Annotated in this window: 19 protein-coding genes; 18 read left to right on the forward strand and 1 reads right to left on the reverse strand. The window is 57.9% G+C overall.

What is annotated here, in order from left to right; translation table 11 throughout:
- Positions 1-15: 15 nt before the first annotated feature.
- The 16 genes from cheW (at position 16) to ABIC80_RS03710 (ending at position 17860) form a co-directional block, all read left to right on the forward strand.
- Positions 16-519: a chemotaxis protein CheW gene (cheW, locus tag ABIC80_RS03635; RefSeq protein WP_023480148.1), complete on the forward strand. Its 504-nt coding sequence runs from the start codon at positions 16-18 to the stop codon at positions 517-519.
- Positions 520-900: 381 nt separating this feature from the next.
- Positions 901-1470, forward strand: a complete 570-nt coding sequence (locus ABIC80_RS03640) for a Csu type fimbrial protein (protein WP_094420761.1) — start codon at positions 901-903, stop codon at positions 1468-1470.
- A gap of 91 nt (positions 1471-1561) precedes the next feature.
- Entirely contained in the window at positions 1562-2035 is a 474-nt protein-coding gene (locus tag ABIC80_RS03645) for a Csu type fimbrial protein (protein ID WP_050019360.1), read from the forward strand.
- Between the two features lie 49 nt (positions 2036-2084).
- A complete protein-coding gene (locus ABIC80_RS03650; RefSeq protein ID WP_429176471.1) occupies positions 2085-2813 on the forward strand; it encodes a fimbrial biogenesis chaperone in 729 nt (242 codons plus the stop codon).
- Positions 2789-5182 (forward strand): fimbria/pilus outer membrane usher protein, encoded by a 2394-nt coding sequence (locus ABIC80_RS03655; RefSeq protein WP_305208181.1) that lies wholly within the window; start codon positions 2789-2791, stop codon positions 5180-5182. The genes ABIC80_RS03650 and ABIC80_RS03655 overlap by 25 nt, the downstream gene beginning before the upstream one ends.
- Positions 5182-6144, forward strand: coding sequence for a Csu type fimbrial protein (locus ABIC80_RS03660; protein ID WP_263754444.1), 963 nt, complete (start codon positions 5182-5184; stop codon positions 6142-6144). The genes ABIC80_RS03655 and ABIC80_RS03660 overlap by 1 nt, the downstream gene beginning before the upstream one ends.
- A 90-nt stretch (positions 6145-6234) precedes the next feature.
- Positions 6235-7896 carry a methyl-accepting chemotaxis protein II gene (gene tar / locus ABIC80_RS03665; RefSeq protein ID WP_200133659.1) on the forward strand — a complete coding sequence of 554 codons (1662 nt, stop codon included), beginning with the start codon at positions 6235-6237 and terminating at the stop codon, positions 7894-7896.
- A gap of 125 nt (positions 7897-8021) precedes the next feature.
- Positions 8022-8891 (forward strand): protein-glutamate O-methyltransferase CheR, encoded by an 870-nt coding sequence (gene cheR, locus ABIC80_RS03670; protein ID WP_023480021.1) that lies wholly within the window; start codon positions 8022-8024, stop codon positions 8889-8891.
- Positions 8888-9937 carry a protein-glutamate methylesterase/protein-glutamine glutaminase gene (locus ABIC80_RS03675; protein ID WP_042712785.1) on the forward strand — a complete coding sequence of 350 codons (1050 nt, stop codon included), beginning with the start codon at positions 8888-8890 and terminating at the stop codon, positions 9935-9937. Before cheR ends, ABIC80_RS03675 begins: the two co-directional genes overlap by 4 nt.
- Positions 9938-9953: 16 nt before the next feature.
- Positions 9954-10343, forward strand: a complete 390-nt coding sequence (gene cheY, locus ABIC80_RS03680) for a chemotaxis response regulator CheY (RefSeq protein ID WP_023480048.1) — start codon at positions 9954-9956, stop codon at positions 10341-10343.
- 11 nt (positions 10344-10354) lie between these two features.
- A complete protein-coding gene (cheZ, locus tag ABIC80_RS03685; RefSeq protein WP_312278017.1) occupies positions 10355-10999 on the forward strand; it encodes a protein phosphatase CheZ in 645 nt (214 codons plus the stop codon).
- A gap of 209 nt (positions 11000-11208) precedes the next feature.
- A complete protein-coding gene (gene flhB, locus ABIC80_RS03690; RefSeq protein WP_429175539.1) occupies positions 11209-12360 on the forward strand; it encodes a flagellar biosynthesis protein FlhB in 1152 nt (383 codons plus the stop codon).
- Positions 12353-14431, forward strand: coding sequence for a flagellar biosynthesis protein FlhA (gene flhA, locus ABIC80_RS03695; protein ID WP_312605815.1), 2079 nt, complete (start codon positions 12353-12355; stop codon positions 14429-14431). The genes flhB and flhA overlap by 8 nt, the downstream gene beginning before the upstream one ends.
- Positions 14431-14844, forward strand: coding sequence for a flagellar protein FlhE (gene flhE, locus ABIC80_RS03700; RefSeq protein ID WP_094420749.1), 414 nt, complete (start codon positions 14431-14433; stop codon positions 14842-14844). Before flhA ends, flhE begins: the two co-directional genes overlap by 1 nt.
- Before the next feature lie 291 nt (positions 14845-15135).
- Positions 15136-16710 carry an MFS transporter gene (locus ABIC80_RS03705; protein ID WP_076770063.1) on the forward strand — a complete coding sequence of 525 codons (1575 nt, stop codon included), beginning with the start codon at positions 15136-15138 and terminating at the stop codon, positions 16708-16710.
- 10 nt (positions 16711-16720) lie between these two features.
- Complete coding sequence (locus ABIC80_RS03710; RefSeq protein ID WP_429175540.1) at positions 16721-17860, forward strand: glycoside hydrolase family 88/105 protein; 1140 nt, start codon at positions 16721-16723, stop codon at positions 17858-17860.
- Between the two features lie 154 nt (positions 17861-18014).
- Here ABIC80_RS03710 and argS read toward each other — a convergent pair whose 3' ends face one another.
- On the reverse strand, positions 18015-19748 hold the full coding sequence (gene argS, locus ABIC80_RS03715; protein WP_429175541.1) for an arginine--tRNA ligase: 1734 nt from the start codon (positions 19746-19748) through the stop codon (positions 18015-18017).
- 145 nt (positions 19749-19893) lie between these two features.
- Between argS and ABIC80_RS03720 the strand changes: the two genes are divergently transcribed.
- The gene (locus tag ABIC80_RS03720; RefSeq protein WP_242388589.1) at positions 19894-20454 is read left to right on the forward strand and encodes a VOC family protein; all 561 of its coding nucleotides are present in this window, start codon (positions 19894-19896) and stop codon (positions 20452-20454) included.
- A 52-nt stretch (positions 20455-20506) separates the two neighbouring features.
- On the forward strand, positions 20507-21250 hold the full coding sequence (gene cutC / locus ABIC80_RS03725) for a copper homeostasis protein CutC (RefSeq protein WP_429175543.1): 744 nt from the start codon (positions 20507-20509) through the stop codon (positions 21248-21250).
- Positions 21251-21331: the final 81 nt, after the last annotated feature.

Consider the following 21331-nt stretch of genomic DNA (forward strand, 5'->3'; position numbering starts at 1 on the left):
AAGAAGGTATAAAACATGACCGGTATGAGTAATGTAGCAAAACTGGCGGGCGAGCCATCAGGTCAGGAGTTCCTGGTCTTCACTTTGGGCGATGAAGAGTACGGCATCGATATTCTCAAAGTGCAGGAAATTCGTGGCTATGATCAGGTTACCCGCATCGCCAACACCCCTGATTTCATCAAGGGCGTCACCAACCTTCGCGGCGTGATCGTGCCCATCGTCGACCTGCGCGTGAAGTTCAGCCAGGGCGAAGTGGAATATAACGAAAACACCGTGGTGATCGTGCTGAACCTTGGTCAGCGTGTGGTCGGTATCGTGGTTGACGGCGTTTCCGACGTACTGTCACTCGCCTCCGACCAGATCCGCCCGGCACCGGAATTCGCCGTGACCCTGTCGACCGAATACCTGACCGGCCTCGGCGCGCTGGGCGACCGTATGCTGATCCTGGTAAACATCGAAAAACTGCTCAACAGCGACGAAATGGCGCTGCTGGACATCGCGGCAACCCACGTCGCGTAACGCATCAGGCGGGTGAAGCCCTTCACCCGCCCGTTTTTCCCTCTGCTTTTCCCACTTCAGTTACCCTTAAGTGACTATTCAACCTTCCTAACTGCATGATTTTGCGGTGATATCATATATGGTGATATTTATCACAAATTCAGACATATATTTGTTACATTTTTAGCGATTTCACCCTAGTTTTGTCATTAACTCTCTGATGCAATTCATTAAAAATGCTTACCTGTCCGTTACATTTTATCGCCCGGATAAAGTGGTTGGTTTTCAGCGCCTCATCTAAATTTCAGTTAAACCTCTTTTTTCGACTGATTTTATTGACTCTTTTCCGGCCGTCCCATTGATTGGGCAATGCGGCGCGCGCGGGAACGCTGGAGATGACATATGAACAGAAAACTTCTTTATGTACTGGCTGGCGGCGCGTTAATGGTGGCCGGACAAAGTGCCTGGGCGGTCACCAGTAGCGGGACGATTGGCGCAACACTGACCCTCACGAATGGGTGTCTGATTAACGGCTCGCCGAGCCAGAACGGTATCAACTTCGGTACCCTCGATTTTGGTACCCACCCGGCAACCTTCTCCCAGCTCACCACGCAGCTGACAGGCGCTAATGGCGGTAACAGCTTCACGGTGCAGTGCACCACCACCGACTACACTGTGCAGGTCACCGGCAACACCAACTCCACCGCGCCGGGTAACGTCGTCGGTACACCGGGCACACCGGCTCGTTATCTGGTCAATACCGCCGATACTACTCGCGGCGTGGCATACAGCCTCTATAGCGATAGCGGCTTCAGTAACGTTATCGCCAACAACACCAATATTCCTCGCGCCTCAACTTCCGGCGGCGTTGATAACTACACTCTTTATGGCCGTATCACCGGCGGCGGCAACAGTGTCACCGTGGTGCCGGGCACCTACACCGACGTGATTAACGTGAGCGTCACGTACTAAACCTCCGCCGATGAAAAGGGAGAGCGTGCGCGCCGCCCGGCAGGGTGGCCGGGCAGTGCTGCGCGCATTATCAGGAGGAGTGGTGCTGGGTATGCTGGCGCAACCGGCTGCGCTGGCGGTCACGACGCAAACCTTTACCGTGGGCGCAACGATTACGCCTGGTTGCGCCGTGGTTACCGGCAGCGGCGCGGCGCTCGGTACGCTCAATTTTGGCACCCGTTCGGGCGTGGAAAAGGGGCAGGTGACCAGCGCGTTTGTCCCCAACGCCTCCCTCTCACTCGGTTGTACGCCCGGCGTGGCGCTCAGCATGAGTATCAGCGGCGGCAACTACTATTCGACGGTGCGCAATATGCAGCGCAGCGGCGGCGTAGAGCGGGTGCCGTACCGCCTCTACACCAGCAGCACGCTGGCACCCAATACGGAAATCGGCGTCAACCAGCCGGTTCCGGTCACCATCACCGATAGCAATAATATTTCGCTCGCCATCTTTGGCGCAGCGCAGCTCACCGGCTTCAGCCCGGCGGGAACCTACAGCGATCAACTTACCGTGACGTTGTCATGGTGATAAGGGAGAGGGAATGAATGTCAACCTGGGCCGCCGCGCGGCAGGATGTATGCTGGCGGGGGCGTTGACCCTTGCAGCGGGAAACGCGCAGGCAGCGGCCACCATTCTGATCTGGCCGATCGATCCCTGGCTGGATGCAACCACCAAGGCCACCGAATTGTGGATCCAGAATCAGGGCGAAACCCCTACCACCATGCAGGTGCGTATTGTTCGCTGGACGCAAGATGGCGGGCTTGAGCGTTACCAGCAGCAGGGCGATGTGGTCGCCAGCCCACCGATTGTGCAGATCGCACCCGACAGCAAGCAGCTGATCCGCCTGATCAAGCAGGCCGCGATCCCGGCCGGCAAAGAGCAGGCTTACCGCATCATTGTCGATGAGATTCCGCAGCCGGAGGATCCGAACAAACCGAAGATTGGCCTCAAGCTCCAGATGCGCTACTCGATCCCGCTGTTTGTTTATGGGCAGGGCGTTAAGACGGAGGCCGAAGGGGCGCACCACGCCTTTGTACAACCGGCAAAATTACACTGGCGCGTGGTGCGTGAAGGCGGCCAGGCGCAACTGGAAGTGCGCAATGAGGATGATATCCACGTGCGGCTGAGCAAAGTGCGCGTGCGCCAGGGTGGGCAGATGCGGCAGGTCGCCGACGGGCTATTAGGGTATGTGTTGCCGCACAGTGCCCGGCGCTGGCCTCTGCCTGCCGGGGTGAGCAATCCATCGGCGCTGGAGGCATCGATTAACGCACGGGATGAGCAATGGCAGTCGTCAGCAGGAAACTGATTATTGCAGCCGCAATAATGTTACCCGGCACCGCCGCCTGGGGGCAGCCGGGAGATGATGGTTTACCGCCGCCGCCGGATGCGCAGAGCATCAACCAGCAGGCGGAGTTTCACCTCGCGCTGGTGATCAACTATTACGATACCCAGCAGGTGGTGCCGGTGACGCGGCGGCTCAACGATTTTTTTCTTAAGCGTGCCGATCTGCTCCACGCCGGGCTGCCGCCGGATCATCTGCCCGAGGGCGAGGTCAATGTGTCAACGCTGCCCAATGTGCGTGTGGAGTATGACAGCGCCGGGCAGCGCTTGTTGCTGTTTGTCCCGCAGGAGTGGGTTCCGGCACGCTATACCTCGTTTAATGAGGGTGGTCGGCGCAGCCAGCCAAAATATGGCCGCGGCGCGGTGCTCAACTACGACCTCTATACCAGTACCACCGAACACATTGGCAGCCAGGCGGCGCTATGGAATGAGTTTCGCTTCTTTACCGGCAATGCCGTCTTCTCCTCTACCGGCGCGCTGCGCCAGACGCTCAGCGGTTCGCTGCGTCAGCGGGAGGGCTACATGCGCTATGACACTTCGCTGATGTTTAATAACGAAGAGGATGCCACGCAGTGGGAAGTGGGGGATGTCATCTCGGAAGCCCTTAGCTGGAGCAGCAGCGTGCGCGTCGGCGGTATTCGTTACGGGCGAGACTTCACATTACGTCCCGATCTTGTCACCTGGCCGCTGCCCTCCTTCTCCGGCGAAGCGGCGGTGCCAACTTCGGTTGACCTGTTTATTAACGGCTATCGCGCCGGCAACCGGCAGCTACAGCCGGGGCCATTTACCCTGACCAACATGCCCTATATCAACGGTGCGGGGGATGCGGTGCTGGTCACTACTGATGCCCTTGGGCGGCGCGTCAGCACTACGCTGCCGTTTTATGTCGCCAGCGAGCTGCTAAAGCCGGGGCTAAGCGATGGAGCGATCACCATCGGTTCGTTACGCCGCAACTACGGCATTGAAAATTTTGATTACGGCCCGCTGGTGGGCAGCGGCTCATACCGTTATGGCGTCACCGACTGGTTAACGCTGGAGGGTCACGCCGAAGGAGCACAATCGCTGACGCTCGGCGGCGCAGGCGCGGTTGTCCGGCTGGGCCGCCTCGGCGTGGTGAACGGCGCCTGGACCGAGAGCCGCATGTTCGGCGATGCGGGCAACCAGCTCAACTGGGGTTATCAATACAACACCAGCCTGTTTAGCATCAACACTCAGCACAGCCGCCGCAACCGCGAGTTTGGCAACCTTGCGCTCTACGATCAGCGCGCCAGCTACGATGATATGCGCCAGAACGGGCGCTGGCCGGTCGCCAGCTACAGCCGCAATACCGACCAGTACTCACTCTCTTTCAACATGGGCGACTTTGGCAATATTGGCGCGGCGTGGATCGGCGTGCGCAGTTTCGACAACCAAAAAACTGAACTGCTGAACCTCTCCTGGAGCCGCAATCTGTGGGGCTCCAGCAGTATGAACCTCGCCGCCAGCCGCGATAACCAGCGGGGCGACTGGACCTTTGGTCTCTCGGTGCAGATCCCGATTGGCGAGCGTGACAGCGCCGCCTTTAGTATGGAGAGAACACCGGATGCCGGTTCGACGCAACGCGTGAACTACAGCCATGCAATGCCCACTGACGGCGGCCTGAGCTGGAATATGTCGTTGGCGCATCAATCCCAGGCGCGCAGTTACCAGCAGGGTACGCTTGGCTGGCGCAACAACAACGTTGAATTGCAGGGCGGTGGCTATGGCGAACGCGGCAAGATGACCTGGTGGGGGGAAACGATTGGTGCCGTGGTGCTGATGGACGGTCAGCTGTTTGCCGCTAACCGCATCAACGACGCCTTCGCGGTGATCAGCACCGGCGGTAATGCTGGCGTACCGGTCAATTATGAAAACCAGCCGGTGGGCGTAACGGATAAGAATGGCTACCTGCTGGTGAGCGGCGTGTCGGCCTACTATCCGGCGAGTTACAGCATCAACACCCTGAACCTGCCTGCCGATACCCAGCTTAAGAATACGGAGCGCAAAGTCGCGCTACGCCGCCAGAGCGGTTACCTGATTGAGTTCCCGATGGTGCAGGAGCGCGTCGCCAGCGTCATCCTCCATGATGAGCAGGGGCTGGCAATTCCGGTTGGCAGCCTGGTGGAGCGCCGCGGTAAAGCGCCTGCGGTGGTGGGGTATGACGGTATCGCCTGGCTGGAGAATCTTGAGAACATCAACCCGCTTATTGTCCGCCTGCCGGAAGGGGGAGAGTGTAAAACCGAGTTCACTCTTAGCGCCAACCCTGAACATAAATTGCAGACCTACGGGCCGCTTACCTGCCAGAGGAATCCATAATGCGTCGGCTACTTTTTCTGTTTCTACTGCTCTGTGCAGCCCCGGCCTGGTCGGCCTGTACCGTCAGCACCGTTAATGGCGCGTTCGGTACCGTCACCTCCTTTGTCCTTAACGCCGGGGCGCAAACTACCACCGGAAGGTTAGTGGTGCGTTGTGATGCGATACTCAACCTGCTGACCAATGACTCCATCACTTTAACGCTGACGGGGGCAACGGTGACGGCAACCAACCGGGCGGCAATGAAGCGCAGCGATAACGCCGCTATCACCGATACGATTCCGGTGCGGCTCTGCGGCCAGGCCAACTGCGCCAACAACAGTGAAATAAACATCGGTGGTAACAGCTACACCTGGAGCGGTGCGGCACTGCTTGAGCTGCTCGGCTCGCGCACCTATACCTTACCGCTCTACTTTATGACGGTGCCGGGGCAAAATGTCAGCGCCGGGCCTTACCAGGTGACGCTTAACTTTAGTGTCGCCTATGATGTCTGTGCCAACGGCGTGCTTGGCATCTGTTTCTCTTCGCAGAAAGGCACGGCGCTCACCAGCCTGCTGTTAACCGGCACCATCACCAATGATTGCACCACCATCAGCGCGCCGAATGTGAACTTTGGCAGCGCGCCGCTGGTGCGAAATTTCCCCACTGTTTCGCAATCTGTCTCCATTACTTGCACTAAAGGGAGCAGTTACACTGTCGGCATTAATAACGGTCTCTACGCCAACGGCAGCGTGCGTAATATGGCGAGCGGCACTAATCGTCTCAGTTATGAGATTTACAAAGCCGGCACCACCAGCCGCTGGGGCAGTATCGGGGCGGAGCGCTGGGCCAGCAGTGCCTCATCGCAGATGAGCGCGGATGGGCTACTGCGCACCTACAACTACACCGCGCGGGTGCTGACAACCCAGACGACGCCGCCTGGCGGAACCTACAGCGATACCTTAACGGTGGATATTGTGTTTTAAGCGCAAATTTATTTCCTTTTCGCAAATGTAAAGTTCCCAGGCCGGATGCCGATAACACCGTTAATAACTCATCAATAAGGTGTTTGTTGCATGTTGAACCGTATCCGCGTCGTTACTCTGCTTATGAGTGTGCTGGTGGTCTTTGCCCTGCTTCAGCTCGTCTCTGGCGGACTCTTTTTTTCGTCGCTTAAGCAGAACCAGCAAAGTTTTGCGGTCTCTAACGATCTGCGTATGCAACAAACAGAACTGGGCAAAGCCTGGGAGCTGATGCTGCAAACGCGTATCAACCTGAGCCGCTCCTCCGCGCGGATGTTGCTCGACCCGAACAACCAGCAGAGCAGTGCCAAAACCGATCTGCTTAACAGCGCGAAAGCATCGCTGGCCGATGCTGCCAAACATTACGATGCTTTCCGCCAGCTGCCAGCCATGCCGGAAATGGATAGCGCGCGTCAGGCCCTTGATGAGAAATACCAGACCTACCATAACGCCCTGAGCGAGCTGGTGCAGTTCCTCGAAAGCGGCAATATGAACAGCTTCCTCGCCCAGCCGACCCAGGGGATGCAAAACGCCCTCGGCGCGGCGATGAGCAACTACGCCGCCCTGAGCGACAGCCTCTACCGTAATGCCTGGGAGCAGAGCGTCAGCGACTACACCTTTGCCAAATGGCAGATGGCGATCCTCGCCCTGGCGCTGGTGATTGTGCTGGCCGGCGTCTGGTATGGCATCCGCCGTATTCTGCTCTCGCCGCTCTCCTCGGTGATTGCCCATATCCGTGAAATCGCAGGCGGTAATCTTGCCCATACGCTGCGCATTGATGGTCGCAGCGAGATGACCGAGCTGGCGCAAAGCGTTGACCATATGCAGACCGCGCTGATCGACACCGTGACTAATGTGCGTCAGGGGTCGGATGCGATCTACTCCGGCACCAGCGAAATCGCCGCCGGGAATAACGATCTCTCCTCGCGTACCGAAGAGCAGGCCTCTGCGCTGGAGCAAACCGCTGCCAGCATGGAAGAGCTGACCGCAACGGTGAAACAGAACGCCGAAAACGCCCGTCAGGCTTCGCTGCTGGCGCAGAGCGCCTCCGAAACCGCCGAGCGCGGCGGCAAAGTGGTCGATGGTGTGGTCAAAACCATGCATGAGATCGCCAACAGTTCGCAGAAAATCGCCGACATTATTAGCGTTATCGACGGCATTGCATTCCAGACCAATATCCTCGCCCTCAACGCGGCGGTGGAGGCGGCGCGCGCCGGTGAGCAGGGTCGCGGCTTTGCGGTAGTGGCTGGCGAAGTGCGCAATCTGGCCAGCCGAAGCGCGAACGCTGCCAAAGAGATTAAATCTTTAATTGAAGATTCTGTCTCTCGTGTCGATACCGGTTCTGTACTGGTTGGAAGTGCAGGGGAGACGATGCTCGATATCGTCAACGCGGTAACGCGCGTCAATGACATCATGGGCGAGATTGCTTCCGCCTCTGATGAGCAGAGCCGCGGTATCGATCAGGTGGCGCTGGCTGTCTCCGAGATGGACCGCGTCACCCAGCAGAACGCCTCGCTGGTGCAGCAATCCGCTGCCGCGGCGGCGGCGCTGGAGGAGCAGGCGAGCCGACTGACGCAAGCCGTTTCCGCCTTCCGCCTGACCGCGACAGCGGGTAAAGCGCAGGCCGCACGGCAACCGGCGATGAGCGCGACGCTTGCTCCGGCACGCAGCCGGGCGGTTGCCGCCGGGAAAGAAGAGAACTGGGAAACGTTTTAAGCAGGGTTGCAACGCCGGGCGGTGACGCCCGGTATCAGAATAAAGATGAAAAATATGTCACACCACAAAAGTGGCACCGCCAAAAGCCGTGCTCGTTGCATCCTGAACTGAGTTGAGAAGGCGCTATGACAACATCTATCCCTAACGGGCAAACGTCATCAATATTGCAGCAGATGACCCAGCGCCTGGCGCTCTCCGATGCGCATTTCCGTCGGATATGCCAACTGATTTACCAGCGCGCCGGGATCGTTCTTGCCGATCATAAACGCGACATGGTTTACAACCGCCTCGTTCGCCGCTTGCGTACGCTGGGGTTAGATGATTTTGGCCGCTATCTGAGCATGCTGGAAGCGAACCAGAACAGCGCCGAGTGGCAGGCGTTTATCAACTCACTGACCACCAACCTCACCGCGTTTTTCCGCGAAGCGCACCACTTTCCGGTGCTGGCTGAGCATGCGCGTAAGCGCACCGGCGAGTATCGCATCTGGAGCGCGGCGGCCTCGACCGGGGAAGAGCCCTATTCGCTGGCGATTACCCTCGCCGATGCGCTGGGCATGGCACCTGGCCGCTTTAAAGTCTTTGCCAGCGATATCGACACCGAAGTGCTGGAGAAGGCACGCAGCGGCATCTACCGGCTTGATGAGTTGAAAACGCTCTCGCCGCAGCAGATGCAGCGCTACTTTATGCGCGGCACCGGGCCGCACGCGGGTCTGGTGCGTGTGCGCCAGGAGTTGGCGAACTATGTTGAGTTCACCACCCTTAACCTGCTGGATAAGCAGTACAACGTTCCGGGACCGTTTGACGCGATCTTCTGCCGTAACGTGATGATTTATTTTGATAAAACGACGCAACAGGACATTCTGCATCGTTTCGCTCCGCTGCTTAAACCGGACGGATTACTGTTTGCCGGGCATTCGGAGAATTTCAGCAACCTCGTGCGCGAGTTTAGCCTGCGTGGGCAAACAGTTTATGCGCTGAGTAAGGATAAAGCATGAGTAAAATCAGGGTGTTGTCCGTCGATGATTCCGCATTGATGCGGCAAATCATGACCGAAATTATCAATAGCCACAGCGATATGGAGATGGTGGCAACCGCGCCGGATCCGTTAGTGGCGAGGGATTTGATTAAGAAATTCAATCCGGATGTCTTAACCCTGGACGTGGAAATGCCGCGCATGGATGGGCTGGATTTTCTTGAAAAACTGATGCGTCTGCGTCCGATGCCGGTGGTGATGGTCTCGTCGCTGACCGGTAAAGGGTCAGAAGTGACGCTGCGCGCGCTGGAGCTGGGGGCGATTGATTTCGTCACCAAACCGCAAATCGGCATTCGCGAAGGCATGCTGGCCTACAGCGAAATGATCGCTGAGAAAGTGCGCACCGCATCGCGCGCCCGTATCGCGGCGCACAAACCGATGCCGGCACCGGTAACCTTAAAAGCCGGTCCGCTGCTTAGCTCGGAAAAATTGTTGGTGATTGGCGCGTCAACGGGCGGAACAGAGGCAATTCGCCATGTACTCCAGCCATTGCCGCTCTCAAGTCCGGGTATTCTGATTACGCAGCACATGCCGCCGGGCTTTACCCGCTCGTTTGCTGAACGCCTGAATAAGCTCTGTCAGATCAGCGTGAAAGAGGCAGAAGACGGCGAACGTGTATTACCAGGGCACGCGTATATTGCGCCTGGTGATAAGCATATGGAGCTGGCCCGTAGCGGTGCCAACTACCAGATTAAAATTCACGATGGTCCGCCGGTAAACCGGCACCGGCCATCGGTTGATGTGTTGTTTCATTCGGTGGCGAAACATGCGGGGCGCAACGCCGTGGGGGTTATTCTCACGGGCATGGGCAACGATGGCGCCGCCGGGATGTTAGCGATGCACCAGGCGGGCGCCTGGACCATCGCACAGAACGAAGCAAGTTGTGTGGTGTTCGGCATGCCGCGTGAGGCCATCAATATGGGTGGCGTCAGCGAAGTGGTCGATCTTAGCCAGGTAAGCCAGCAGATGCTGGCGAAAATCAGTGCCGGACAGGCAATACGTATTTAACGAGGAGTGAAGTTATATGGCGGACAAAGAGCTCAGATTTCTGGTTGTGGACGACTTTTCCACTATGCGTCGAATTGTGCGCAACCTGTTAAAAGAGCTGGGATTCAACAACGTCGAAGAAGCTGAAGACGGCGTTGATGCGCTCAATAAACTCCAGGCCGGTGGTTTTGGTTTCGTCATCTCTGACTGGAACATGCCAAACATGGACGGTCTGGAACTGCTTAAAACCATTCGTGCAGACAGCAACATGGCCTCTATGCCGGTGCTGATGGTCACGGCCGAAGCGAAAAAAGAGAACATCATTGCTGCAGCGCAGGCGGGTGCAAGCGGCTATGTGGTGAAACCATTCACGGCGGCAACCCTCGAAGAGAAGCTTGGCAAGATCTTCGAGAAACTTGGCATGTGAGGACTGGACAAATGATGCAACCTTCAATTAAACCCACGGAAGAGCATTCACCCAGCGAGATCATTGCCCGCATTGGTAGCCTGACGCGCATGCTGCGCGACAGCCTGCGCGAACTGGGTCTTGACCAGGCGATTGCTGAAGCAGCGGAAGCGATTCCGGATGCCCGTGACCGTCTCGACTATGTGGTGCAGATGACCGCCCAGGCGGCAGAGCGCGCGCTGAACAGCGTTGAAGCCTCGCAGCCACACCAGGATGAGATGGAAAAAGGCTCGAAAGCGCTGACCAAACGCTGGGATGCGTGGTTTGAAAACCCGATCGAGCTGACCGATGCCCGTGAGCTGGTTACCGACACGCGTCAGTTCCTTGCAGAAGTCCCGGGTCACACCAGCTTTACCAACGCCCAACTGCTCGACATCATGATGGCGCAGGATTTCCAGGATCTGACCGGTCAGGTGATCAAGCGCATGATGGATGTTATCCAGGAGATTGAGCGCCAGCTGTTGATGGTGCTGCTGGAGAACATGCCGGAGCAGTCCGCGCGTCCGAAACGTGAAAACGACAGCCTGCTCAATGGCCCACAACTCGACGTGACCAAAGCGGGCGTTGTGGCAAGCCAGGATCAGGTGGACGATCTGCTGGACAGCCTCGGCTTCTGATTTCGCATCAGACGTGGCGCTAAAAGCGGGAAGGGGAGAGCCTTCCCGCTTTTCAAAAACAGACGCATACATACCCCCTTTACGTGGCCTGCGCGTGAATCATTCCTGCCCAAAAGGCGAAAACCCCCTCTTTTTATGCCTTACTCCGCCCATTAGACCCGCTTGACTCTGGCAATATGACGTCACACCTGTAACCCCGGACGTTGAACGTGGCCTCTGAAGATAACGACGACAAAACAGAATCGCCCACCGCGCAACGATTGCAAAAAGCGCGTGAAGAGGGGCAGATCCCGCGATCCAAAGAGCTGACCTCGGTGCTCATTATGCTGGTCGGCGTCTGTATTCTCTGGTTTGGCGGCGCGTCGTTTGGTCATCGTCTCACTATGGTGCTCTCCTCCGGGTTACGTTTCGATCACAAGATTATTAGCGACCAGAACCTGATCCTCGGCCAAATCATCATCATGCTGAAGACGGCGCTGATCGGCATGTTGCCGCTGCTGGTCGGCGTGGTGATTGTCGCGCTGGTGGCCCCGGTGCTGCTGGGTGGGCTGGTGTTCAGCACCAAAACGCTGGCGTTTAAGTTCTCCAAACTTAACCCGATTAGCGGCATTGGACGTCTCTTCTCTGCCCAGGTCGGCGCAGAGCTGGTTAAAGCGTTGATGAAAGCCCTGCTGATGGGCGGCGTTGCTGGCCTGTTCCTCTGGCATCACTGGCCTGACATGATGCGCCTGATGAGCGAGTCGCCGCTGACGGCGATGGCCAGTGCCATGAACCTTGCCGGGCTCTGCGCGCTGCTGGTTTCGCTGAGCATCATCCCGATGGTCGGCTTCGACGTTTTCTGGCAGATCTACAGCCACCTGAAAAAATTGCGCATGTCACGCCAGGATATTCGTGACGAATTTAAACAGAGCGAAGGCGACCCGCATGTGAAGGGGCGTATTCGCCAGATGCAGCGCTCCGCCGCCCGCCGTCGCATGATGGCAGACGTGCCGAAAGCGGATGTGATTGTCACTAACCCGACGCACTACTCCGTGGCGCTACAGTATGACGAGAACAAAATGAGCGCGCCGAAAGTGGTCGCCAAAGGCGCGGGTGCCGTGGCGCTGCGTATTCGTGAGCTGGGCACTGAAAACCGCGTGCCGATCCTTGAAGCACCGCCGCTGGCACGTGCGCTCTACCGTCACGCTGAAATTGGTCAGCAAATCCCGGGCCAGCTCTATGCGGCAGTTGCCGAAGTGCTGGCGTGGGTATGGCAGTTGAAACGCTGGCGTCTGTCCGGCGGACAACGACCTGTTAAACCTGAGAATCTCCCGGTGCCAGAGGCGCTGGACTTTTTGAAAGAGAAGGACACTGATGGCTAATCTGGTGGCAATGCTGCGTCTGCCGAACAATTGGAAATCGACCCAGTGGCAAGTGCTCGCCGGGCCGGTGCTCATATTGCTTATTTTGTCGATGATGGTGCTGCCGCTGCCGGCGTTTGTCCTCGACCTGCTGTTTACCTTTAACATTGCGCTGTCGATCATGGTGCTGCTGGTGGCAATGTTCACCCAGCGCACGCTTGAATTCGCCGCGTTCCCGACCATTCTGCTCTTCACCACGCTGTTGCGTCTGGCACTGAACGTCGCCTCTACCCGTATCATCCTGATGGAAGGGCATACCGGCGGCGCGGCGGCAGGTCGCGTGGTGGAAGCGTTCGGCCACTTCCTCGTTGGCGGTAACTTCGCCATCGGTATCGTGGTCTTTATCATCCTCGTGATCATCAACTTTATGGTTATCACCAAGGGTGCGGGGCGTATCGCTGAAGTGGGCGCGCGTTTCGTACTTGACGGGATGCCGGGTAAACAGATGGCGATTGACGCCGACCTTAACGCCGGGATTATCGGTGAAGAAGAGGCTAAGCGTCGTCGTAGCGAAGTGACCCAGGAGGCGGATTTCTACGGCTCCATGGACGGTGCGAGTAAATTCGTGCGTGGTGATGCCGTCGCCGGGATTTTGATCATGGTGATCAACGTCATCGGTGGCCTGATGGTTGGTGTAATTCAGCACGGCATGTCGATGGGCGATGCGGGTTCAACTTACACCCTGCTGACCATCGGTGATGGCCTGGTTGCGCAGATCCCGGCACTGGTGATCTCTACCGCTGCGGGCGTTATCGTAACCCGTGTTAGCACCGATCAGGACGTTGGCCAGCAGATGGTCGGCCAGCTCTTCAGCAACCCGCGCGTCATGATGCTGAGCGCCGGCGTACTCGGTCTGCTCGGCATGGTGCCGGGCATGCCAAACTTCGTCTTCCTTCTCTTTACCGCCGCGCTGCTGGGGCTTGCCTGGTGGCTGCGTGGCAAAGAGGAGAAAGCGCCGCTGGACGCCGCGCCGGTGAAATTGCCGGAGAATACCCAGGCGGTGGAAGCCACCTGGAGCGATGTGCAGCTGGAAGATAACCTCGGGATGGAAGTGGGCTACCGCCTGATCCCGATGGTCGATTTCCAGCAGGATGGCGAACTGCTTGGCCGTATTCGCAGTATTCGTAAGAAATTTGCGCAGGATATGGGCTTCCTGCCGCCGGTGGTGCATATCCGTGACAATATGGATCTGCCGCCGGCGCGCTACCGTATTCTGATGAAAGGCGTAGAAATTGGCAGCGGCGAAGCCTATCCGGGGCGCTGGCTGGCGATCAACCCTGGCACGGCGGCAGGCTCGCTGCCGGGTGAAGCGACCGTCGATCCGGCTTTTGGCCTGGCGGCAATCTGGATTGAGAGCGCCCTGAAAGAGCAGGCGCAGATCCAGGGCTTTACCGTAGTGGAAGCGAGTACTGTGGTCGCGACCCACCTCAACCATCTGATTGGGCAGTACGCGCCGGAGCTGTTTGGCCGTCAGGAAGCGCAGCAACTGCTTGACCGCGTCAGCCAGGAGATGCCGAAGCTGACTGAAGATCTGGTCCCGGGCGTGGTGACACTGACGACGCTGCATAAAGTGCTGCAAAACCTGCTGGCAGAGCGCGTGCCGATCCGCGATATGCGCACCATTCTGGAAACGCTGGCCGAGCATGCACCGCTGCAAAACGATCCGCACGAACTCACCGCCGTGGTGCGCGTGGCGCTGGGCCGCGCCATTACCCAGCAGTGGTTCCCTGGCACTGGTGAAGTGCAGGTGATTGGTCTTGATACCCCGCTGGAGCGCCTGTTGTTACAAGCCCTGCAGGGCGGTGGCGGCCTCGAGCCGGGTCTGGCGGATCGTCTGCTGGAACAGACTCAGGAAGCGCTCTCCCGTCAGGAGATGCTCGGCGCGCCGCCGGTGCTGCTGGTCAACCATGCTCTGCGTCCGCTGCTGGCCCGCTTCCTGCGCCGCAGCCTGCCGCAGCTGGTGGTGCTGTCGAATATGGAGATGTCCGACAACCGCAGCATTCGCATGACCGCGACCATCGGAGGCAAATAATGCGCAAACTCGCTTTACTGCTTTTCACACTGCCGATGCTGGCACACGCCATGGGTGAGGGCACCTGGCAGGCGAGCAGTATCGGCATCACGCTCGCCAACCGTGGCGTGGTTGCCTCCTCATCGCAGCTCGGCCCCACCGGGCCGGTTAGCGGGCTGATGACCGATGTCTCCTGGCGTTACGAGCTGAATGGCCCGACGCCTGCCGGTCTGATTGTGCGCCTCTGTTCACAGGCGCGCTGCGTTGCGCTGGATGGCCAGAGCGGCACTACCCGTGCGTTTAACGGTGTACCGGCGCTTGAACCGCTGCGCTATGTCTGGGAAGTGCCGGGCGGCGGGCGCTTATGGCCCGCGCTGACGGTGCGCAGCAACCAGGTTATCGTCAACTATCGCCGTCCTCCGGCGCAGCCCTGAGCTGTAAACTCAATTAGTTAGCTCAATTTTTTACCGACAATCCCGCCGTTCGCGCGGGATTTTGCTATCTGCCCCGCAATTTTGACCTCTCCTTTTGATGCAAAAGAAACGCTGTTTTATAAATCAGTGAAGCGAGTATTGGCACTCTTTGCATTTTTGCCAGATGGCGCATGTTGATGGCAGAAACAGAAAGGTTTCCCCTTGCGCATCCCCTTACTTTAGCCGTGTAAGAAATTCCTTTGACTCAGCCGGATCGTCAAAGGTCCCCCAAAATGAACAGGGTTGACGGCAATGAAAACACAAAAAATTGGACTGGCTAATTACCTGGCCTATGGGTCGGGCGATTTTCTGGGTGCAGGCACGACGGCGCTTACCGCCGCATGGTTACTCTACTTCTACACCACCTTTTGCGGCCTGACGCCGATTGAAGCGACCTTTATCTTTGCCGCTGCAAGGGTGCTGGATGCGGTGGTCAGCCCGCTGATGGGCTTCCTCACCGATAACTTTGGCTCGACGCGCTTAGGCAAGCGCTTTGGTCGACGTAAATTCTTTATTCTGCTCGGTATTCCCTGCGTATTTAGCTACTCAATCATGTGGGTAGGGGATATGAGCTTCTGGTATTACCTGCTTACTTATCTGCTGTTTGACGTGGTCTATACCATGATCCTGGTGCCCTATGAGACGCTGGTGCCGGAGATGACCGATGATTTCAAACAGAAAACCAAATTCTCCGGTGCCCGCATCTCTATGGCGCAGATGTCGGCTATCCTCGCCTCGTTCCTGCCTGGCGTATTGCTGACGCATTTTGGTAAAGACAACGCCGTCTCCTTCTTCTATGCCAGCCTGGTCTTCTCGGTGCTGTGCGCCATTATGCTCACTTTTGTCTGGATCTTTACCTGGGAGCGCCCGCGTGAAGAGTGGACGGAAGCGGCGCTGCGCGCTGAAGAGGAGAAGAAGAGTTTGACGCTCGGGCAGAGTTTGCGCCGCCTGGTGGTGGAACTGAGCTCGACGCTGCGTATTAAGATTTTCCGCCAGCACCTTGGCATGTATCTCGGCGGCTATATCGCCCAGGATGTGTTTAACGCCGTCTTCACCTACTACGTGGTGTTTGTGCTGATGCAGGAGGCGTCATTAGCCTCGAACCTGCTCGGCACGATGGCGATTTTCCAGTTCATCGCGGTGATCGCCATGATCCCGCTCTGCATCCGCTTCGGACCGGCACCCTCCTACCGCATGGTGGTGGTGCTGTTTGGCCTCAGCGCCATCTCCTATGCGGTGCTCTACTACGCGGGCTTAAGCGATGTCTACTCGCTGCTCCTGCTGATCTCTGCCGTGGCGGGTCTGGGACGCGGGGGCATCAACTATGTGCCATGGAATACCTACACCTATATCGCCGATATCGATGAAGTGGTCACCGGCCAGCGTCGCGAAGGGATCTTCGCCGGGATCATGACCCTGACCCGTAAAGCCTCGCAGGCGGGGGCAGTGATGCTGGTGGGCATTGTGATGCAGGCTTCCGGTTTTGTCTCCGGGCAGAAAACCCAGTTGCCGGAAGTGAGCCACACCATTTTGATGGTCATGTGTTTCGGCACCGTCGCCGTGCTCTGCTGTGGTTTCCTGGTATCCCTGCGCTTTAAGCTCAACCTGAAAACCCACAGCGTGCTGCGTGCTGAGACGGCAAAAATGCGCCAGAACGGCCGCGCAATGCCGGAGAATATCACGCCAGAGGCGCGTGAAACGGTCGAGATGCTGGCGGGGATGCCGTATGAGTCCCTGTGGGGCAACAACAACATTGGTTTCCTGAATCGCAATAAACCGGCTGCGCCCACGCTGGAAGAGGCGCATCTGAAATCGACTTATAACTGAGGTTAATACTATGAAGGTTTGGCCTGTCAAACAGAGCCCGTTACTGCGTCAGCCAGAGCGTTTTATCGCCCGTGATGAACTGAAAGCGTTGATCCGCACGGTGACGCACAATCTCGTCAATATTCACGATGATAGCGGCGAATTTTTACTCCGTCTCGACGATGGTCGTGTGATTGACACTAAAGGCTGGGCCGGATGGGAGTGGACGCACGGCGTCGGGCTGTATGGGATGTATCAGTATTATCGCCAGACCGGCGATGAGTACATTCTTGGCGTGATTGATAGCTGGTTTGCCGATCGCTTTGCCGAGGGGGCAACCACCAAAAACGTCAATACCATGGCGCCGTTCCTGACGCTGGCGTACCGCTATGAAGAGACGCGCAACCCGGCGTTTCTCCCCTGGCTGGAGAGTTGGGCTGAGTGGGCGATGAGTGAGATGCCGCGCACCGATCACGGCGGCATGCAGCACATCACGCTGGCGGAAGAGAACCACCAGCAGATGTGGGACGACACGCTGATGATGACGGTGCTGCCGCTGGCGAAGATCGGCAAATTGCTCAACAAACCGGAGTATGTGGAAGAGGCGGTCTACCAGTTCCTGCTGCATGTGCAGAATCTGATGGATCGCGAAACGGGGCTGTGGTTCCACGGCTGGAACTACGAGGGGATGCACAACTTCGCGAAAGCGCGCTGGGCGCGGGGCAACAGCTGGCTGACAATTGTCATCCCCGATTTTCTCGAGCTGGTGGATCTGCCGGAAAACAACGCGGTGCGCCGTTATCTGGTGCAGGTGCTGAATGCGCAGATAGCGGCGCTGGCGAAATGCCAGCATCAGAGCGGCCTGTGGCATACGCTGCTGGACAATCCCGACTCCTATCTGGAAGCCTCCGCCACCGCCGGGTTTGCCTATGGCATGCTGAAGGCGCTGCGCAAGCGTTATATCAGCGCCGATTACGCGCCGGTTGCGGAGCGGGCGGTGAAGGCGATTGTCGAAAATATCTCACCGGAAGGTGAGTTGTTGCAGGTCTCATTCGGCACAGGAATGGGCAGCGATCTCGAGTTTTATCGCCAGATCCCGTTAACCTCCATGCCCTACGGTCAGGCGATGGCGATGCTCTGTTTGACCGAGTATCTGCGCAAATATTTTTGAGTGTGATGAAAAAGAAAACCCCGGCTTGCCGGGGTATTTTATTGGGGATGTATTCCGGGCGTTATTGCCTGATGGCGCTTCGCTTATCAGGCCTACGGGTTATGAGGTCTGAAAGATCGTGTAGGCCGGATAAGGCGCAGCCGCCATCCGGCAATTACATACGCTCGACGGTTTCGATGCCCAGCGTCTCCAGACCCAGCTTCAGGGTCTTCGACGTCAGCAGCGCCAGCTTCAGGCGGCTGAGGCGAATCTCATCGCTTTCGGCGGTGAGGATCGGGCAGTGCTCGTAAAAGCCGGAGAAGAGACCAGCGACATCATAGATATAAGCGCACATCACGTGCGGCGTACCTTCACGGGCAACCACGCTCAGGGTCTCTTCAAACTGCAGCAGACGCGCGGCCAGCTGCGCTTCACGCTCTTCGCGGATCGCAACCTGCGCGTTTTCCAGCACCTGCTCTTCAATGCCCGCTTTGCGGAACACCGACAGCACGCGGGTGTAGGCGTACTGCATATACGGCGCGGTGTTACCCTCAAACGCCAGCATATTGTCCCAGTCGAAGACGTAATCGGTGGTGCGGTTTTTCGACAGGTCGGCATATTTCACCGCGCCAATACCAACAGCATTCGCCAGCTTCTCCAGCTCGTCCGCCGGCATCTCCGGGTTCTTCTCCGCCACCAGGCGACGGGCGCGCTCCAGCGCTTCGTCCAGCAGATCGGAAAGTTTCACCGTCCCGCCCGCGCGGGTTTTAAACGGCTTGCCATCTTTGCCCAGCATCATGCCGAACATGTGGTGCTCCAGCGGTACCGACTCCGGCACATAGCCCGCTTTACGCACGATGGTCCACGCCTGCATCAGATGCTGGTGCTGACGGGAGTCGATGTAGTAGAGCACGCGATCGGCATGCAGGGTTTCATAACGGTACTTGGCGCAGGCGATATCCGTGGTGGTGTAGAGGTAGCCGCCATCCTTCTTCTGGATGATGACGCCCATCGGTTCGCCCTCTTTATTTTTGTATTCGTCGAGGAAGACCACGGTGGCGCCTTCGCTCTCAACTGCCAGCCCTTTGGCTTTCAGATCGGCGACGATGCCCGGTAGCATCGGGTTGTAGAGGCTTTCACCCATCACATCTTTACGTGTCAGGGTAACGTTCAGGCGCTCATAGGCCTGCTGGTTCTGGCTCATGGTGATATCGACCAGCTTGCGCCACATTTCACGGCAGTACTCATCGCCACCCTGCAGCTTAACCACGTAGCTGCGCGCGCGCTCGGCAAAGGCGGCATCTTCGTCGTAGTGTTTTTTCGCTTCGCGGTAGAATCCTTCCAGGTCCGCCAACGCCATTTCACCCGCGTTCTCCTGCTGCTTAAGCTCAAGGAAGGCGATCAGCATGCCGAACTGGGTACCCCAGTCGCCGACATGGTTCGCGCGGATCACATTGTGACCGAGGAACTCAAGGGTGCGCACGGCGGCATCGCCGATGATGGTGGAGCGCAGGTGGCCAACGTGCATCTCTTTCGCCACGTTCGGCGCGGAGTAGTCCACCACAATGGTCTGCGGCTGCGGAACAGAGACCCCAAGGCGATCGGATTTCAGCGCCTGGTCAACGTTTTCAGCGAGGAACTCCGGCGCGAGGAAGATATTGATAAAGCCAGGACCCGCGATCTCGACTTTGTGGGCGATGCCGTCAAGGGAGAGGTGAGTCAGAACTTGCTCAGCGAGTTGTCGCGGGGCCATACCCAGTTTTTTGGCAACTGCCATCACGCCGTTAGCCTGATAGTCGCCGAACTGAACTTTTGCTGACTGCCGGACCTGCGCTTCGCACTCTGCGGGGGCGCCTGCCGCAATCATGGCCTGACTGACTTTTTCTGAGAGAAGTGCCTGAATATTCACCGGGATACCTTACATTTGCGACGCCGCGAAAGAGGGCGGCGTCCGGGTGTTTATGAAAGGCGGGAGTATACTGCAAATGCCCGGTGGCGTCAGCACCGCATAACACGGTAGATTATGCGCTTTGTTATGAGTTGCGAGCACTGTTATGCGCCATTGGCAAACTATCGAAGAGTTGCAGGATATCGTGGAAGATCTGCCGCGTTTTACCACGGATCTGCAAAATTTCACTTCCCGTCTTGGGCTCTCTATCGCACCCTTAGATGCCGACCATATCTCCCTGCGTTGCCATCAGAACGCCACGGCGGAGCGCTGGCGGCGCGGGTTTGAGCAGTGCGGTGAACTGCTGTCGGAAAATATCATCAATGGCCGCCCCATCTGCCTGTTCAAGCTGCACGAGCCGGTCTGCGTTGAGCACTGGCAGTTCAGCGTGGTGGAGCTACCCTGGCCGGGTGAGAAGCGCTATCCCCATGAAGGGTGGGAGCACATTGAGATCGTCCTGCCGGGCGAGGTGGAAACGCTGAACGCCCGGGCGCTGGCGCTGTTGGGTGATGAAGGGCTGAGCCAGCCTGGGATTGCGGTGAAAACCAGCGCGCCAAAAGGCGAGCGCGAGCGGCTGCCCAACCCGACGCTGGCGGTGACGGATGGCAAAGTGACGGTGAAGTTTCACCCGTGGAGCATTGAAGCGATTGTTGCCAGCGAGCAGTAAAGGCACGAGGTGAGGCCACTCTGCGCGGGCGATAAGAGGAGAAGGAGACGTGATGACATTACTGGAGATCTGCTGTTACAGCGTTGAGGATGCGCTTATCGCCGGGCAGCACGGCGCCGATCGAATTGAGTTTTGCGCCGCACCGAAAGAGGGCGGTCTGACGCCATCGTTTGGCGCGTTGCAGGCGGTGCGTGAGGCGGTGACCATTCCTGTTCACCCGATTGTGAGACCACGCGGCGGCGATTTTTGCTATCGCGATGATGAGTTTCGCGTGCTGCTGGCAGATATCGAGCGGGTGCGCGAGCTTGGCTTTCCGGGCGTGGTGACTGGCGTGCTGAATGAGGACGGTGAAGTCGATGTGGCGAGAATGGCGCAGATAATGCGCGTCGCAGAGGGGATGGCGGTGACATTTCATCGCGCCTTCGATATGTGCGCCAATCCCCATCAGGCCGTTGAAATATTGGCACAATCAGGCGTGGCGCGCATTCTGACGTCCGGGCAGCAGGCGACGGCGGAAAAAGGAGTTTCACTTATTACGGAACTAAATGCACTTCCCGGTGTTCCAATCATTATGGCTGGCGCAGGCGTGCGTCCTGACAACCTTGAACTGTTTCTTCGCGCCGGAGTGAAAGAGGTGCATAGCTCGGCAGGACGCTGGACGGCGTCGCCGATGCGCTATCGCAACAGCGGATTATCGATGTCATCCGATGCGAGCGCTGATGAATATGCCCGCTACGGTGTCGACAAAGAGGCCGTCGCAGAGATGAAAGCGCTGATTGTTCACTACCGCCAGTAACCGTTTTTACCGCCGCATCATGTCGCCCAATGTGATGCTTGCTTGTACCAGGCCCCTGCCATTAACAGGGGCCTTTTTTTG

Origin of the sequence: Kosakonia sp. 1610 (assembly GCF_050435845.1) — a bacterium.
In the GTDB taxonomy this organism is placed as follows: domain Bacteria; phylum Pseudomonadota; class Gammaproteobacteria; order Enterobacterales; family Enterobacteriaceae; genus Kosakonia; species Kosakonia cowanii.